This is a genomic window from Acinetobacter sp. GW821-FHT01C12 (genome assembly GCF_059422625.1).
The window spans coordinates 99,344-116,871 of the sequence record NZ_JBWKXD010000008.1; the positions used below are offsets into that span (position 1 = coordinate 99,344).

Sequence of the window (17,528 nt, forward strand, 5' to 3'; positions counted from 1 at the left end):
AGTTTTATGTGAAATAATTTTTTGATGTGTTTTGCTGAATTGTGAGGATCAATGCCTATCCATTGCTTTAGTCATCATCCCTACACTTCTTCTTTAATCTCAAAATTTTTAATCATTCAATTTATTTTTAAGTATGGTTAAAACAAATTTAGCTACAGGAGACACAACTGTTATTCTCAAGCCTTTTGATTGATTTATATACGTTAAACTTATTACATAATTGCATCAGATCTCATACATTTTGTTCATGATTACCCAACACATAAAATTCACAAAAAAACTAAAATTATAATCAATTGATATTTATTAAAATTCTATGACATTGAAATCTTAAATGTAACCTAGCGTTATATTTTTTAATCATTTCTGCTCATGATGAATTTTTTTGATTGTGTTTTAAAGAGGTTTTTTAACACTGTCATTCATTAGGATTAAGCCATTTATGTATAAAAGAAAAATCAAACCACTTGAAATCGATGATGTCGAAATTATTGATTATGATAAGACTAAAAAAGCCATTAAAGCCGCAGCTTTAGGGAATGCCATCGAATGGTTTGATTTTGGTGTGTATGGCTATGTCGCTTATGTATTAGGTAAAGTCTTTTTCCCCAATTCATCACCCAGTATACAAATGATTGCGGCCCTTGCCACCTTTTCTATACCCTTTATATTTCGACCTTTGGGTGGATTATTTTTCGGGCATTTAGGCGATAAATACGGTCGTCAAAAAATTCTGGCCATCACCATTATTATCATGTCGGTCAGTACCTTTGGTATTGGTTTGATTCCATCTTATGAAAGTATAGGGATTTGGGCCCCTATTTTGCTGCTCATTGTAAAAATTGCTCAAGGCTTTTCGGTCGGAGGTGAATATGCTGGAGCAGCAATATTTGTAGCGGAATATTCTCCAGATCGAAAGCGCGGTTTCATGGGAAGCTGGCTGGATTTTGGTTCGATTTTAGGTTTTGTTGTTGGTGCGGGCGTCGTTTCAATGATCAGCTTTTCCATGGGCGAAGCTGCCTTTGTCGATTGGGGCTGGCGTATTCCTTTTTATTTAGCGCTACCGCTGGGACTGATTGGCTTATATTTACGTCACTCTTTAGATGAGACACCAACCTTTCAGGCACATGCTGAAGAACAGTCACAATCGAAAAAACCGCAAAAAGTCGGTTTTAAACAAATTTTCCGTGAACATAAACGCAGTCTACTGGTTTGTGTTGGACTCGTACTATGTACCAATGTCACCTACTACATGCTACTCACCTATTTACCAAGTTATTTCTCACATAACTTAGGCTATTCAGAAAATCACGGCGTTCTGATTATTATTGCCGTAATGGTTGGAATGCTCTTTGTACAGCCGTTTGTAGGTATGCTCAGTGACAAAATTGGCCGTCGCCCATTTGTCTTTGCAGGCAGCATTGCCCTGATTGTCTTGTCATACCCTGCCTTTATATTGCTTGCCACAAACAATGTTTACTTAATTTTCTTGGGTCTGTTGATGTTGGCACTTTCACTGAATATGTTGATTGGAATAATGGCTTCTACCCTACCCGCATTGTTTCCAACTGAAATTCGTTATAGTGCACTTGCAATCGCGTTTAATATTTCTGTGGTAATTGCAGGTTTAACCCCGACCATCACAGCAGCATTGGTTGAAACCACTCAGAATATTATGGTGCCTGCCTATTATCTGGTGATTTGTGGTTGCTTTGGGGTGATTACTGCGATTTATCTTAAAGAAACAGCCAACTTACCGCTCAAAGGTGCAAAACCAATGGCTGTTGATACAGAAGAGGCTGAAGAACTTCTCGAACAATATCATGGAAATATTGAGCAAAAAATCGAAAAAATTGATCAAAAAATCGAAGAGTTGCAAGAAAAGCGTGATCATCTCGCCAAGCAGCATCCTGATATTGATTAATGATTTTACATGGGCTTATTCAATAGAATTGTGTTGGATAAGCCTCAAGCTTAGATTGATTATTCTTTGTAGCAGGTAAAACATAAGGATGCTGGAGTGGATGATATAGATGTCACGAGAATATTAAAGTGCCCAATGAAATTGATTGAGCGTTTTATGACATAAGTATTGTTCTACTTATTTATTCCATTCAGCAATCGGTGTTGGCATATGTAGTGCCAACTGAGCATCTTTGATCACATCCATTCGTAAGATTTTTTTAGCACCGAGTTGATCCAATAATTGACTGACTGGGCCACCATAACGATTTAACTCAACATGTTTTGGAAATAATTTTTGAGCAAATTTTTGGTTATTTGACTGAACGTATGAACGATACCAAATACCATCAACCTGATTCAGCATGGTTTTCTTTTCTTGCTGTGATTGATTTTTTACAGTTTTAAGTTTTGGTGTTGGCGCAGAGAGGCTGATGTCGAGATTGCCTTGAGTATCATACAAATGCGCTTGGACCTGATCAGCTATTTTTAAATCAATTGCAGTGAGCCACTTGGGTAAATCATAACCGTAAACACCACGTACACGTGCAATTTCAGTATCGACAGGAAGCGCAAGGACATAACCATAATAATCGCGTGTACGTGCAGATTTGATTAACTCTGAAATATTGGCGCCTTTTGCATGAGGACTGCGAACCACAACAGCAACAGATACTTCATCATAAGGATCGTTATCACAGACATCATAGGCAAAAAAAGTAAGTGAGACCAATCCATAGCCAGGTATTGGGCTTAAGGGTTCAACTTTAGCAGGCAACTTTGCTGTTAACTTATCTAATGGTGCAAGCATCAACAGTTGAACATTGCTGGTTTTATAATAATAGTTTGGCGACCACACTTGACCTATACGTGTTTCAACCAGTTGCTTAGGAATCTTTCTAAAGAAATCTATATTGCCAACACCAGATTCTTTTGCGACCTCATCTAAATTTGGTTGCATATGGAATCGGTCATAAAAACCACCTTTAGGAACCTGTACCTTATGCGGTCCAAATTCAACCTCTACAAACGCTTTTGCATTTGGATATTGAGTGGTTGGATGCTTTGCATTAACTCGATTGGTCGTTACAGTATTTATATTTTGCATCGCTGTATACTCTTGTGAATGTGAGATGTTACTGAGCTGATTGTTTGGTGTAAGATCATTTGCTGCAAAAGCAGAATGTGCGAATGCAAAACCCATAAAAAGTGTTTGCGTTGTTCGATTTAAATTAAAAAATTTCAACATCGCTTTCACTCTAATTCAGCATTGAGTTCATGCTATGTTTAAAGTGGACTTTAAGGTCAATAGGGTTATTTGTTTTTTAATTCAAATTGAATTGTGATTAAAATTCATGCACAAAAAACCGCAACTCAAATTTAAAATGATGAATATAGATTTGATCGCACTTGCAAAAGATCTAATAAAAGCAAATGCTGAATGATGCCCAGAGTCAGCACTTTATGGGTAAAATGCCATTCATCTAAAATAGACAAAAGATTAAAAAACAGGCTTTACCTTAAAGCTTACTTCAACCTTATACTCACCATGAAACAACTCACAGGAAATCATGATGACAAATACTTGGGTTATTAAGCATCGTATAATTCAACAGTTATTGGTTATTTTAGCAGCATTATTTTCAGTGCCTTTTGCATCTGCGAATGATAACAGCAGTTCAAAATCAATTTCGAACCCATCTTCGTCAGGATCTAAAGGAAAAATATTGGTTGTGATGACCAATCATGACAAATACCCTTCACGTGAAGATACTACAGGGCTATGGGTAACTGAGCTCACACATTTCTATGACGTTGCGCATAAAGCGGGTTACCAAATGGATTTTATTAGCCCTAAAGGGGGTCCAGTGCCACTGGATGAGCGTAGTCAAAAATGGATCTATATGGATAAACAAGCACGCGCTTATTTAGCCGATCCTGCATTTATGTCGCGGTTAAATAACACCTTACAGCCAAGTGAGGTAAAAGCGTCTGACTATAAAGCAATTTATTTTACTGGTGGTCATGGCGTGATGTGGGACTTTCCAAATAATTCTGAATTAACCGCACTAGCTGAACAAATTTATCGTCAAGGTGGTGTGGTATCTGCGGTATGTCATGGTGTGGCAGGTATACTTTCCCTAAAAGATGAACAAGGCAAAGCGCTCATTGCAAACCGTAAAGTGACAGGATTTTCAAATCGTGAAGAATCGCTTTCAGGGATGAAAAAACAAGTGCCCTTTTTTCTTGAAAATCAGTTGAAATCAAAAGGTGCAAAATATTCTCAAGGATTTTTTCCATTTACCTCTTATGTCATTGTCGATGACCGTATTATTACAGGTCAAAATCCTCAATCACCACGTGAAGTAGGCGAAGAAGTAGTCAAAAAATTAGTGACTATACAATAATTTAAATTAGCTAAATTGGGCATATTTTGTGAGTGAAGGCTTGCAAAATATCGCCTCATCTTAAAGTACTTGTATGACGGCAATAAAAATTTTCCACGCTTAAAAAATTTGCACCATACGAATCTAATTAAAAGACATTTCAACAATTCACAATAAATATCAATATGCTAAACAGATTTATTATGTTGACTCTGTTTTTGTATTAGATTAGTATTTTAATGTAAATAATTATCATTATCATATAGCCAACAAAGCATTGTCCTTTCTAGCCACGATGATTGTCCATTTTTTTATCAAGCAAAGGATAAAGCAATGTTGTTATCTAAAATGAAAATAGGTCATAAAACCCTGATTGCGAGTTCAATCTGTACCATTCTTGCTGGTTGTGGTGGCGGTGGTAGTGGTGGTGGAGACAGCAAGCCGAGCAATACTGCACCCACAATTGATGCAATCAGCCCAGTGACCATACAAACCTTAGACAGTAAAAAAATTAGCGTAACGGCAAAAGATGCTGAAAACAACGCGCTTACCTATAGCATTAAAACAGCGCCAAAATTAGGCACTGCAAGCATTGACAGTAAAACAGGTGTGATCACTTATATTGCAGGCAATGTGGTCGGTGCAGATACACTTGTAGTAAGTGTCAGTGATGGTTCACTTAGCACAGATCTGAGCATTACGATTAATACTCAAGTTGAATCGGTGTTTGATTATCAATTCTACAAAGTCACCAACCCAGATACTGGTAACTCTCAAATTGTCCGTTATGACCCTAATAATGACAAACAGGACTCTTACAGCAGTATCAACAACGTGATTTTAGGTAATCGTGTCTTTGTGATGAGTGCTGCAAAAGATGGCGATAAAACGGTTTATAAAAAGCGTGAATATGGTATTTTCCTTGACCCAAATGCATCTAAAGAAAAACGAACTTACACACCAGCTGGTACAACAACAGCAACTGAATATACATTCTATACCGACAATATTCTGAAACGTTTTGATGCAAGCAATCCAAACAGTCAAGCCACCATTTTTAGTAAAACATCATTACCAGCTGCATTAACAGCTGCAGGAATGACCGCGATTGGTGATACACAAACCATGTATCTCAATGAAACAGATATTGACAATTCCTATGTGCAATTGCGTACGTTTGCCAAACTACCTGATATTTTTAGAGGCGAACTGTCTGACAATATTAAAAATGCCTACATCACTGTACGTTTATCAGATGGCAAAGTAACACAAGGTCGTACCATTAAGCCGGTTGTCAATAACACGACAGGTAAAACTGATTCGGTATTGGTCAACTATAGTGCTGCCTATGTTAAAGGAAGCTACCCAACCGCAAGTAATGAAGCTGCGCGTTTACAAAGCTGTACCGTTGATTTAATCACCTGTACTGATATTGGTGGAGGAACAGGTCAATACTACTTCTTAGCACAAAATGACACCCATATTTATTTGGCAAAAGAAGGTGTAAAAACACTTTATGCTTATGATAAGGCTGCAAAAAGTATAGTGAATGTAACAGGTGCCGAATATCCTGCCAATTATAATCCTGAACATCATCAAATTAAATTTGGTGGCGGACATGGTGGCGCAGGTATCTTTAGTAATTTCTTTAACATGCCAAATGTAGTCGATAATTTAGCAGAAGGTAATACTGGTTATTTATTGATTAATTATAACCTTGATACACAAAATGCCGTGTTCACCCATCAAGTATTTCGTGAAGTCTATGTCTATAAAAATGCCGAGATTCTTAAATTAACAGGCACCAGCGCAAGCAAAATTTATGATAATGGCACTGGTACGGATTTAGCCAATAATTCAGGCAATGTGGCTTTGTCATATAATCTGAACCTAACTGCGGTCAAAAATGGCTATTTATTTGTCGAAGCGGCCAAGCCATCTAAAGACAAGATGAACCTCAACTATCAACAAGGCTGGTTAAATACAGCAACCACAACCACAAAAACAGCATTGGATAATGCTGTCATTGATCAGGATATTCCATACTTTACTTCAATGCGGGTACCTGCGGTGGCCGTAGGTGATTATGTCTATGTCAATGAGACCAATCCAACTGCCACAGAAACCCGTGTTTATAACGTTTATAAATTACCACTCAATGCGCCAACAGCCAGCAAAACCAGCGTCACCCCAACGTTTGGCCGCATGTACTTTGAACGCACTGCATTCCGTGCCAATGGTGTTTATGAAGGCAATGTATTGTTATGGAATAAACGCGCCAATCAGGCAACGGATACAGCTGACACAGTCGGTAGCATTGTCAATGCCACCACGGGCAAACTCATGGGTAACATCAAGGATCTAGAGGGTGGAATTACCAATGTCACAGCCGACGCTTCAGGTAATAACACTTTGGCTGGGATTGGTGGTCTATTTGGCTTGCATATGACAGGTAGTCATGCTGGTGTTCCTATACTGACTAGTGGCTTCTCAGAAAAAGAAAAATCATTGAAAAAAGTTAATCATATTAATGGTTCTTGGATCACTGACTAATCTATACATAGCTTATTCAATCCGGTTGCTGTTTCTATTCTTAAGATGGGGCAGCAACCCTGCGTTTATTTTGACTGGATTTCTGTCATGCACACACCTCCCTTTCTCCCACGATATCTATTATTGACCATGTGTATTGCTAGTGGATACTCTCCTTTCTATCAACTCTATGCAGCAGAAAATAATAAAGATACCGACATAATTGATGAACAACCCACTAAACTACCTGTCATTGAAGTCACAGCAGAAAAAGTCCTCAAGGCAGAGCGACAAAATCAACAAGAAATGTTTAACAAACCCTATTCCAAACAGATCATCAGTCAGGAAAAAATTCAGCAGGAAGGCTTAGCCGATGTCAAAGAAGCGATTCGGGATATTCCGGGTGTTTCCATTACCGAAACTGGGGCTTTCGGTAAAAATGTAAAAATTCGTGGTCTGACTGGGCAACGCGTGGTCAGTGTTGTTGATGGCATCAAAATCGCCAATCAAGGTTTAGATCACTCAGGTTCTGGTGAAATCAATCAGGTGGATATTAACAACGTTGAAATGATTGAAGTGGTAAAAGGTAGTCCTGCGGTGATTTACGACCCGGGTGCATCAGGTGGTGTCATTATCGTCAAGACCAAACCTGTACAAATGAGTCAAGGCATCGGGGTCAGTCAAAAATTCGCTTATGATGAGGGTTATGACAAAACTAGTTCCACCACCAGTCTAAACGCAGGCATGGATAATTTTGGTGCAAAAGTCACTTATACCAAAGAATCGTCCAATGACTATCGGGTCCGTGGTGATGCTGATAAAAAATATGCGATTAGTAAAACCAATGCATTAAATGCAGTGAATAGCACAGTAACCGTCAAAGATTTGGGTTATGACGCCGAATCACTGAGTGCCAAATTATCAGGAAAATTTGCTACAGATAGCCAAATTGATCTCGATTATGACCAATGGATCGGCAAAGATATTGCATCAGCACATGGGAGTACCATGCAAGATGCAATGGTGATGCTGCTGGCACGCAAAGAACGTGAATCAAAATCCATCACTTATCGTAAAGACAATCTGGGTATTTTTAATAACTTCTCATTTAAATATAACAAACAGTCCTTATTAGAACGCCAACAAGAAGGCGGTTATACCGAAACCTTAGACAGTGATAATTTTAATGCCAATCTATTTTTAAACTGGCATCAATTACAAGCCAGTTTTGGTCTTGAAGCTGTTTTAGATAAAGCCGTCACTGCGGTGTATTCTGAACAAGATTATTATGCAGGTTTTACCAATCTAGAATATGACTTTGGCACATGGACAGGTTTTGCAGGAGTACGCGCCAATTATTGGGCAACCCGACAAAAATTACTGCCAGGCGCAAATGCTGAACTTGCCTCGCAACTCATCGGTATTTCGGGAATTACCCCTGAAAAAACCATATTCGAGCCAACATGGGCGCTTGGAGCACAATATCACCTCACCGATACTCAGAATATTTCCGCCAACATCAGCCGTACTTTCCGTGCACCTGATTTGTATGAACGCTATACATTTGGTGGCTTTTTGGGTGGAGGTTTAGCTTTACAACCTGAAGAAGGCTACCATGCCGAAGTTGCTTGGAAATACCTCAATGATCATTGGGCGTTAAATACCAGTGTGTTTTATAGCGACTTTGACCAATATATTTGGACAAAAACCAATCGTAGAGTTATTGATCGGGCTGGGTTGGAAAGTTGTATTCGCATCGGTAAATGCAATATCGCGACAGGCGATTTTAATGATCGTGAATCTGACTTTTTCCAAGATACCACTCAATATTATAATGCCAACCAAGTCAATAATTGGGGCATGGAATTCAGTGCCAATTATATGGATGAAGTGCATGATTTCGGGATTTCAGGCAGTTTTAATAAGATTGATTCTGAGGATGTTTTTGTGCAAGCTGCGGCACATCCAATTGATATTAACAGCCATTATAAATATACCTTTAGCCAATTGCCGTTACAGCCATGGGTGAAAGGCAAAATTCAGACCGTATTTAATGAACCTCAAGTCATACAGAAAGGCGGCTTTGAATCCTATACCATTGGTAGCTTGTATGCTGGTTTTAATCATAAATATGTCAATTTAAGTGCGGGGATCCGTAACCTCGGCAATACCACCTATAGAGCCGCGTATAGTGGTTTAAATGGTCTGGAACGTACTTATTTTATCAATGCTGAATTTAAATGGAATAATTATAAATGAATGTAAATTTTTGGGTTGCTGCCCTCGCCTGTGAAAATAGATTCAACATGATGATCATCTAAATCAATCTGATCTGTTCTATTTCAATCCAAAGTTTATATAGCGTACGTGAGATAAAATCAAAGCAAAAAAGCCTGTCTCAATATCATTTGAGACGGCATTTTTAATAATGCTCTCCGAAATATTAATTATCCCAATATCTCATTAATTTATTAAAAAGTGTTCGTCTTAGTTACCATAAAACAACTATCCACAGCCAAATTAAATGCCCGAATTTCAATTCTCCCTTAGTGATTATCTATCAACCATACAGGAAGTTATTCGCCTGTCTTTGATGAACCTATATGAGTAAAGACCGAGATACAACATTTAACTATCAAGGATAGACATTACTATCTTGAATGGGCTGAAAAAGAAGAGGATACAGATAAGGTCATCGCAATCAGCAAGGCAACCCTCTGGGAATCCAGTGCTGTAAAAATTGTACTCAAGTTTGAGTGTGAAACTGGGATTGAATTTCAAAAAGCTTGAATATCCTGATGAAACTCAAAGCCCATTTTGATCTACAGTATGGGTTTTCAGTCAACATTAAGGATATCGAATCCAGCTTTACAATAGATGATATTGGCAAACGCTATCAAAAAATTCGTGTTCGTTTAACCATCAAACGCTTGGTGAATATATGAATAAGCCACCTACTTATTGAAATTGAAATATCTTGGTGATTTCACCAAAGAACCTCAAAAGATCTACTTTTAGAACAAGCTGGTGTATGCGGTTTGCATAACACACAGCTCTTTTTCGAAGTTAATACTATCGCAAATAGTATTTCGTATCTTTAAGTTCAAGTCTACAAATGGAGTCCTTATTTAAATCCCTATGATCTTATACATTTTTACAATCCCACTTACTGACTTGGAGCATCTTCTATACCATCATTGTTTTCAGGCCTACAAACCAGTTTACCTTCATCTCTAGCTGTTCTCCAAGCTGCATAAGGCCCTTCTATTTCTGATCTAGAATGAGTTTGTAAAGCTAAAACAGAATCTCCTATTGCCAACAATTGATTACGCATCAAATTAAAATCAACCGCATCACGGCCGTATGATGGGGCCCAAAGTGACCATGGACCTGAAATTGTAGCCATAGTTGGAATTAATTGCTTATGTGAAGCTGTTCCAATACCTCCGAAATTACATTGTTTAGGTAATCGTTTAGGGTCAGGTACATCTTGACCCGTTGCAATCGATACACTCGGTAACCCATGTCTTTGTGCAGCCTCTATTGCAATATTTTGCATCAATACATGATCCTCTGGCGCAAACCAAGCTTGAGGCTCAGCTCTTCCAGAAAATTCCAGGGTTCGACCAAATCCACCATCTTGTCTTGGCTTTGCAACGATTTCTTTTGTTCCAAGATGTTCAACAGCAAATATAAAACTTACTTTTTTCTCTTTATATTCTTTGTCCAACTCGCTCATATATCGATTTGTTCCCTCCTTTGACATATGGAGATGAGCTGAATTAAATGCAAACTCATAAGTCTTAGGTCTACATTTTAATGGTAATTTCGCAAAATATTGTGCTAAGGCAATCATTCCTCCTACACCGTTTTCTTGTACCCAAGTATTCCCATCCGTATTCGCTACAAACACTATTTTTTCAGGGCTCATACCAGGTAGAGTAGCAATTAAATTACGTGTAGAAGCACTATCACGTTCCGCTTGAACAACGATACGCCCCACCATTTTATTTGCCGCTAATTCTTTTACTTCGGCAAACTCATCTGCTCCTAGAAAAACAGCAGGAAGGCGATAATGCAATCCATTATGAGGATCAAAATAATCTTTTACCTGCTCTCGGGGAACATCAAAACCAAGAATAACACCAGTAGCTCCCACTTTCCCCGCAGCAACCAAATCACTATTCATCCATTGAGCCGCTAATTGGGGCCTATCATATCTTTGCGTCTTAAGGTCCTCTAATAAAGGACTCAAATATTTCGCAAATTGGAATAAAAAGGCATAAGGTGGTGCAACTACATTAGCAAAAACAGGATCTTGAGCCGTTGGAATTTTTCGTACAATGATTTTTCCTTTATGCTCAACGGTAATAGGTTCATTACTTGCTAAATAAACCAATTGCCCCATATTACCAGTCAACGATGTCCCTAGTGAATAGGGTACTGCGCCTGCTACAGGGATATCTTTACCGTTTATAGATAATTGAGCAGAGCGAGATAGACTTCGACCTTTACCATTCGCTGCTGGTACAATCGGTTGCCAACGTTGAATTTCGAAACTATCAGATTTAACTTGCATACCTGGTATTTTCTTTGTTTCTGTCTCAATCCAGTCAATTAATTGGTTATGTGCCTGACTCCCCGTAGAACGCAACTGACCAAATTCAGGACCAACTTGAACTAGTTTTTCCAGCGTCTTTGCATCAGCAAACAACTTCTCATCCATGATGACTGGGCAGGTACTTGAAACAACATCCTTATCATCATTATGGCAAGCTGTAATTGAATAGCCAAGCAGAATGAGACCTATTGTTTTTGTATAAACTTGCTGTAATTTCATATCATCTCCTTGATATTTATCCTATATCTTGATAACGACCTCAAGTGACCAAGACATGTTTTTCTTATAGGCATAACTGTTGTTGAATATCTATACGCTTTAAAATTCCATTATAAAGCAGACAAACCAACCATAAATAATTTGGTATAAGTAATCCTGTTTACTGAATAGATACCCAGTGCTGTCCCATAGATTATCTTTCAATCATATTCTCAACGAATAAGAAAAAAAATAACGCTTATGGGGCAACTAACTTCTAATATGGGACAGAGAAAAAATATCAAGAAGAAGTTACTCAACTCCTTGACTATTCAATTTTTTTCGATATTGGGTAGGAGTTAAATTGGTCTGTTGCTTAAACCATGAAATGAATGAATGGCTATTATAAAAACCAAGAGCTTTAGAAATAAAAAGAATAGAATGCTGATGACTTACCAGATAGTTTTCAGCTAACTCGAACCTAACTTGGTCCAACAATCTACTATATGAGTTTCCATCCTGATGCAGTTTCCGGCTTAATGTTCTCACATTTACACCTAACAGATCCGCAATATTTTCACGGGAAAGTCGATCCTTATGTAGTAATAAAAAGATTTGTGCTTTCACCTGCTGAGTAAAAGTTTGTTCAACTTTCTGTTGTTCGAGTAGTTTAGAAGCAAATATTCTTACACTCTCATATAAGCCAGCATTTCCTGTTCTCAATGGCATATTTAATGAGTTTGGTGATAGTAATAAAGCAGTCTCTTTTTGACCAAAATAGACAGGGCATTCAAAAAAATTATTATAATAACTCTGTAGATCAGGTTTTACTAAACTATGCTTGAAATGAATCGCTTTCAGTATAGAAAAACCCTCGTTTCGAACTAAACGGATGAGACTTACCCACCAAGCCAAATTATATTCATTTGCACAACGACTAAATATTGGATCATTTGATCGACAAGCCCATTTCCAATAGACAATGTCTGATTCAACCTGAAGAGAAATATCACCAATACAGCCAATAAGAGGCTGAAACTCTTTTAATGTCTCAATCGCATTATTCAAACTTGCAGATAATGGGACTAAATGCCCTAAAACGCCATATGCGGTGGAATCCATCTTTTGAGAAAAGTCTAAAGCGATTAATGGGTTTTTACACAACTTATATGTGTATGCTACCATTTTTTCGAAATGATAAAGTGAAATACATTGGTTTGAATCGCTGAGCTGCGCTTCATTTAACTCACCATGTTGTAAAATATCTTCTCTTTGAATTCCCAAAAAACTTATATGTTCCAAAAAATGTATTACCAGACCAACAAGTACTTTAATTTCTAAAGTTTTATCAATTTTTTTATGTAAATCAACAATCATACATCGGCATCCTTGATAATTAATCCCAAGTATTTAATTATTGTAAACCACAATAATTAACCAACTCAAACTCTGGATGTCAATCAGTAATGATGGTGCAGTGAAAAAACAACTATCACCTACTGATAGGAACAAAACGATGGCAAAGTACACTCATGCTAACTTGCTACGAAAAAGAAGTGTAATGCTTCAATGATATGCTGACCTTTTCTATGGAGAAAGCAAAATACTTAAACATAAAGAAAATGTTTAAAAAATCCTTTCGGCCTTTAATTATGCTGCAACAAAAGTTGGAACTCTTGAGGTAAGTTACTTAATAGAAATGGAATAATAGGCTACCTTCTGAGAAAAGCATTCCTTGTAATGCTCCGAAATTCTAGCTGTATCATGATTATTCTGATGAAAGTTAGGTCGTAATTAATCAAAAATATACAATAAAGTACCCCCAAACATATCATCATTAACATTAGAAAGTGCAAACAAGCTAGCATTTCCCCTTTCCAAAAGCTTAAATTAATTAAGGGCTGTACTAGATAAGGTTTTTTATCAAGTTTAAAAAAGATCTTGGTTAATATTTTGGTGGAGATGGCATCAATTGAACCAATCAATAACACTATGTTTAATTTATATTTTATTCCCATAACACCTAAAATTCACCCAATCTTTAACCCTTACTTTTTTACATTTCTTTATGGATTAAAATTTTTACTCAATAACATTTACGATAAAGAAAAGTCATTTTTCCTCAAATCTCTAATATTTAAATTTTAACAACTTGTCCCCCCTAAAGAAAACCTTTAATGCAACATAGTAAGAAATTGATTTTAAAATATTTATATCATTCCGAAAAAGGATGAGATTAGAAAAGAGAATACTTTATTACTTTGGCTAAAGAATCATTACTTTGCTTAAATCAAGAACACTACTAGGTTATTTTAATAAAAAAATAGGAGTCCAGAAAGTTCTACTTTCTGGACTCTGCATCAAACAATCTTAGAAATTATTTCTTAAATCTTTAAGGCCATCTGAATAAATTTTTGTGAATAAAGCAATGACTTCTTCATCACTTACATTTACAGGGGTAAATTGCCCTTTCCACTCCACCAGCGAAACATTCGGTTGATCTGTTTTTAGTACAGTGATCGTAGAAAGGTAATCCACTATTGGGAAAGGTGCCTTAATAATTGAATAGCTGTAGCTGCGTTTTGGATGGTCGAAAGTCTCTAAACGTTCAACTACATTTCCGCCATCTGCCAAAATTAAGCTACGAACACGAGCGCCTTCACTTAATTCGCTCTGGGCAACAAATGGTAGCCAGTCAGGTAAACTGTCAAAACCACCAATCAATTGCCAAACTTGTTCTGGTGATGCCGGGATTTCTAAAGTTGCGACAGTATTCGCCATGATTTTTCTCCGTATATTTCAGTAAATCATTAAGTTAAACAAGCGTATCGACAACGCCACCGTCAACACGTAACGCTGCACCTGAGGTTGCAGAGGAAAGTGGTGATGCGATATAGACCACCATACTGGCGACTTCATCCACTTCCGCTGCACGTTGAATAATTGAACTTGGACGTGATTCTTTGACAAACTCATCAGCTTGTTCACGCGTACTACGCCCTGCCTTCGTTGCGGCATCAGCCAGCATATTTTCCAGACCATCGGTAAAGGTTGGACCTGGTAAAATGGCATTCACTGTGACTCCCGTGCCTGCCAACCGTTTAGCCAGACCATGTGAAACAGCTAGATTGGCACTTTTGGTCACACCGTAATTAATCATGTCACCTGGAATTGCCACACCGGACTCAGAAGAAATAAAGATGATTCTGCCCCAACCTTGCTTCACCATTGACTGCGCATAATGTCGGGCTAAACGCACACCTGATAAGACATTGACTTGGTAAAAACGCATCCACTCATCATCAGGCACCTCAAAGAAATCAATATCATTAAAGATTCCCAGATTATTCACTACGATATCTGCCTGAGGTTCCGCTGCAAATAAAACAGCTGCGCCCTGTTCAGTGGTCAAGTCAGCTTCAACACCACGTAGACTTGCCTCTGGAACACTTTGACGAATATGCGCAATTGCCTCATCTACACCAGCTTGTTTACGTCCAACAACTACAACCGTAGCACCAGCAGATGCCAAACCTTTGGCAATACCTAAACCGATCCCCGAAGTTGAACCACTCACCACGGCGACCTTATTTTGAAGATCTAATTTCACGATAAAAAACTCACTGTAGAGGGCTACCGCCCCCTTAAAAAATTAACGAATTGGTAAAGGTGCAAATTCAGATACAAGACCTTGACGGCGAATTTCTTCCCAGAACGTAACTGGAATAACAGCATCAAGAGCAGCCAAATCTTCTGCCATACGACCCGGACGACTTGAGCCTGGAATCACCGCAGCAACTGCTGGGTTTGCCAAAGAGAACTGGAGTGCAGCTGCTTTAATATCCACACCATAACGTTGTGCAATCTGGTTAATCTTGGCAACTTTATCCAAAATCTCAGAAGATGCTTTTTGGTATTCAAAGTGATCTCCACCCACCAAAACGCCTGAACTATAAGGGCCACCAATCACAATATCTACATTCTGATGTAATGCTTCTGGCATCAAACGTTGTAAAGCTCGATCATGGTCAAGCAAGCTATAACGACCTGCTAACAAAAATGCATCCGGTTGAGCTTCAGCTAAATCCAAAGTTAATTCACATGGTTCAACACGGTTTACACCCAAGCCCCATGCTTTAATAACACCTTCTTCACGTAAACGGGTTAAAGCGCGGAACGCACCTGTACGGGCAATGTTGAACTGTTCTAGCCAGCTATCACCGTAAAAGTCTTGAGCGATATCGTGAATCCAAACGATATCAAGACGATCTGTTTTTAAGCGCTTTAAGCTGTCTTCGATTGAACGGTAAGTTGCATCAGCTGAATAATCATTCAGGATTTTATTTTTCAGACCATGTTCAAATAAGCCACCTTTATCGCCTAAGTCACGCGATGCAGTATCTTCTTCTTCATCCAACATAATGCGGCCGACTTTAGTACTGAGTACATAGTCATCACGTGAGTATTGAGATAAGGCTTCACCCATACGGATTTCAGAAAGACCTGAACCATAAAGTGGTGCTGTATCAAAATAACGAACCCCCAAGTCCCAAGCAGCATGAACTGTTGCTTGTGCTTCTTCTTCAGGAATATTACGGAACATGTTACCCAGTGGCGCACCACCGAATCCGACTTTTCCTGATAATAAATGCTTAATTGCCATGATATTTTCCTCAATTTATGTATGCTCTCGAACAGTGTCTCAAGCGAATAACTGTGGCAGTTTTTCGGACTGCCTTTGCGATGAGGAAAATATAGCTTGATCACTTATGACATGATAGGACATAATTCGACTAACTTGAGTCCCTTAAGGTCTTACATGATTGATTTACGCCAATTGAAGTATTTTGTGGTGGTCGCCGAAGAAGAGCATGTCGGCCGTGCCGCAGAACGTCTATTTATTTCCCAGTCTCCACTAAGCCGTCAGATTTCTCAGTTAGAAGAAAAACTGGGCCTGATGCTATTTGAACGTAATCAACAGCGTATTCGTCTTACTGCCGATGGCCAGACTTTTCTTGCTGAAGCCCGTGCCCTGTTAACCCATGCCAATCGTTTAGAATCTTTAGGTAAACGTTTAGGACGTGGAGAAGAAGGCGGTCTGTGTATTGGTTATATTGAAAATGCCATGCATTCAGGTGTACTTTCAAATGCCTTACGTTTATTACGGGATTCCCGTCCAGATGTACATATCGCACTTTATAACCAAACTAGTCCTGTCCAACTGGAAGGTTTAAAACAGCGCAGCCTTGATATTGCAATGGTCAATAGTCCCCCTGAAGTTGAAGACCCTGACTTAGGCTATATACAAGTTTTAGATGATCGAATGTTGCTTGCTTTACCTGAGCAACATCCTTTATTGAATAAGGTTGAGCTGCTAGCAACTGATCTTGAAGGTATTGAATGGATTTCCGTTATTCATGAGGAGGATATCCATTCACGTGATGACTTTATTAGTGCCTGTGCCAAAGCTGGTTTTACCCCAAACATTAAACTTGAAGCTGGTGCCCCTCTAACTGCTTTAGGTCTGGTTGCAGCAGGTTTAGGGCTGACTCTAATTCAACATAGTTTGAGACAACATGTACCTGATGGCGTAGTCCTTCGAGAATTACCTTGGTTATCTTATAACACTCAACTTTGGGCAGTTTGGCATAAAGCTAATCTACGTCCATTGGTAGTGTATTTCCGTCAGATGCTGACTGATAAATTAACGATTGAGAACTAATTTTTATTGTGAAAAATAGATAAACTAAAGCATTTGTTTGCTTTAGTTTATTGTCTACCGATACACATTCACTAATATCCTAGAGCAACAATAATCAATAGACTTC

General features: G+C 38.3%; 11 protein-coding genes and 1 pseudogene. 6 read left to right on the top strand and 6 right to left on the bottom strand.

From position 1 onward, the window contains the following. Positions 1-442: 442 nt before the first annotated feature. Positions 443-1,924, top strand: a complete 1,482-nt coding sequence (proP, locus tag AC07WY_RS16425; RefSeq protein ID WP_004722280.1) for a glycine betaine/L-proline transporter ProP — start codon at positions 443-445, stop codon at positions 1,922-1,924. 177 nt (positions 1,925-2,101) lie between these two features. Here proP and AC07WY_RS16430 read toward each other — a convergent pair whose 3' ends face one another. Beyond that, positions 2,102-3,070, bottom strand: coding sequence for an acetoacetate decarboxylase (locus AC07WY_RS16430; RefSeq protein ID WP_410004175.1), 969 nt, complete (start codon positions 3,068-3,070; stop codon positions 2,102-2,104). Between the two features lie 466 nt (positions 3,071-3,536). Here AC07WY_RS16430 and AC07WY_RS16435 point away from each other — a divergent pair, with 466 nt between their 5' ends. The 4 genes and pseudogenes from AC07WY_RS16435 to AC07WY_RS16450 all read left to right on the top strand — a co-directional run. Then, positions 3,537-4,370 carry a type 1 glutamine amidotransferase domain-containing protein gene (locus tag AC07WY_RS16435; RefSeq protein ID WP_494736744.1) on the top strand — a complete coding sequence of 278 codons (834 nt, stop codon included), beginning with the start codon at positions 3,537-3,539 and terminating at the stop codon, positions 4,368-4,370. A 312-nt stretch (positions 4,371-4,682) separates the two neighbouring features. Beyond that, positions 4,683-6,902 carry an Ig-like domain-containing protein gene (locus AC07WY_RS16440; protein WP_494736745.1) on the top strand — a complete coding sequence of 740 codons (2,220 nt, stop codon included), beginning with the start codon at positions 4,683-4,685 and terminating at the stop codon, positions 6,900-6,902. 87 nt (positions 6,903-6,989) lie between these two features. Continuing rightward, complete coding sequence (locus AC07WY_RS16445) at positions 6,990-9,140, top strand: TonB-dependent receptor plug domain-containing protein (protein ID WP_494736746.1); 2,151 nt, start codon at positions 6,990-6,992, stop codon at positions 9,138-9,140. A 265-nt stretch (positions 9,141-9,405) separates the two neighbouring features. Then, positions 9,406-9,823 (top strand): annotated as a pseudogene (locus tag AC07WY_RS16450) (exodeoxyribonuclease VII large subunit); the annotation flags it as partial. A 224-nt stretch (positions 9,824-10,047) separates the two neighbouring features. On the opposite strand, the gene AC07WY_RS16455 reads toward AC07WY_RS16450, so the two are convergent. From AC07WY_RS16455 to AC07WY_RS16475, 5 genes are all read right to left on the bottom strand, one after another. After that, entirely contained in the window at positions 10,048-11,721 is a 1,674-nt protein-coding gene (locus AC07WY_RS16455) for a hypothetical protein (RefSeq protein ID WP_494736747.1), read from the bottom strand. 291 nt (positions 11,722-12,012) lie between these two features. Next, a complete protein-coding gene (locus AC07WY_RS16460; RefSeq protein ID WP_494736748.1) occupies positions 12,013-13,077 on the bottom strand; it encodes an AraC family transcriptional regulator in 1,065 nt (354 codons plus the stop codon). Between the two features lie 993 nt (positions 13,078-14,070). After that, entirely contained in the window at positions 14,071-14,481 is a 411-nt protein-coding gene (locus AC07WY_RS16465; RefSeq protein WP_494736749.1) for an SRPBCC family protein, read from the bottom strand. 34 nt (positions 14,482-14,515) lie between these two features. Further along, the gene (locus AC07WY_RS16470; RefSeq protein WP_494736750.1) at positions 14,516-15,310 is read right to left on the bottom strand and encodes an SDR family NAD(P)-dependent oxidoreductase; all 795 of its coding nucleotides are present in this window, start codon (positions 15,308-15,310) and stop codon (positions 14,516-14,518) included. Positions 15,311-15,352: 42 nt separating this feature from the next. Further along, positions 15,353-16,363, bottom strand: a complete 1,011-nt coding sequence (locus AC07WY_RS16475) for an aldo/keto reductase (protein WP_494736751.1) — start codon at positions 16,361-16,363, stop codon at positions 15,353-15,355. Positions 16,364-16,519: 156 nt separating this feature from the next. Between AC07WY_RS16475 and AC07WY_RS16480 the strand changes: the two genes are divergently transcribed. Beyond that, positions 16,520-17,422 (top strand): LysR substrate-binding domain-containing protein, encoded by a 903-nt coding sequence (locus AC07WY_RS16480; RefSeq protein ID WP_494736752.1) that lies wholly within the window; start codon positions 16,520-16,522, stop codon positions 17,420-17,422. The last annotated feature ends 106 nt before the right edge of the window (positions 17,423-17,528 follow it).

Bases quoted from the DNA above. Each gene is read 5' to 3' on its own strand.
- proP (WP_004722280.1), top strand. From the start codon at position 443: ATGTATAAAAGAAAAATCAAACCACTTGAAATCGATGATGTCGAAATT.
- AC07WY_RS16430 (WP_410004175.1), bottom strand. From the start codon at position 3,070: ATGCAAAATATAAATACTGTAACGACCAATCGAGTTAATGCAAAGCAT.
- AC07WY_RS16435 (WP_494736744.1), top strand. From the start codon at position 3,537: ATGACAAATACTTGGGTTATTAAGCATCGTATAATTCAACAGTTATTG.
- AC07WY_RS16440 (WP_494736745.1), top strand. From the start codon at position 4,683: ATGTTGTTATCTAAAATGAAAATAGGTCATAAAACCCTGATTGCGAGT.
- AC07WY_RS16445 (WP_494736746.1), top strand. From the start codon at position 6,990: ATGCACACACCTCCCTTTCTCCCACGATATCTATTATTGACCATGTGT.
- AC07WY_RS16455 (WP_494736747.1), bottom strand. From the start codon at position 11,721: ATGAAATTACAGCAAGTTTATACAAAAACAATAGGTCTCATTCTGCTT.
- AC07WY_RS16460 (WP_494736748.1), bottom strand. From the start codon at position 13,077: ATGATTGTTGATTTACATAAAAAAATTGATAAAACTTTAGAAATTAAA.
- AC07WY_RS16465 (WP_494736749.1), bottom strand. From the start codon at position 14,481: ATGGCGAATACTGTCGCAACTTTAGAAATCCCGGCATCACCAGAACAA.
- AC07WY_RS16475 (WP_494736751.1), bottom strand. From the start codon at position 16,363: ATGGCAATTAAGCATTTATTATCAGGAAAAGTCGGATTCGGTGGTGCG.
- AC07WY_RS16480 (WP_494736752.1), top strand. From the start codon at position 16,520: ATGATTGATTTACGCCAATTGAAGTATTTTGTGGTGGTCGCCGAAGAA.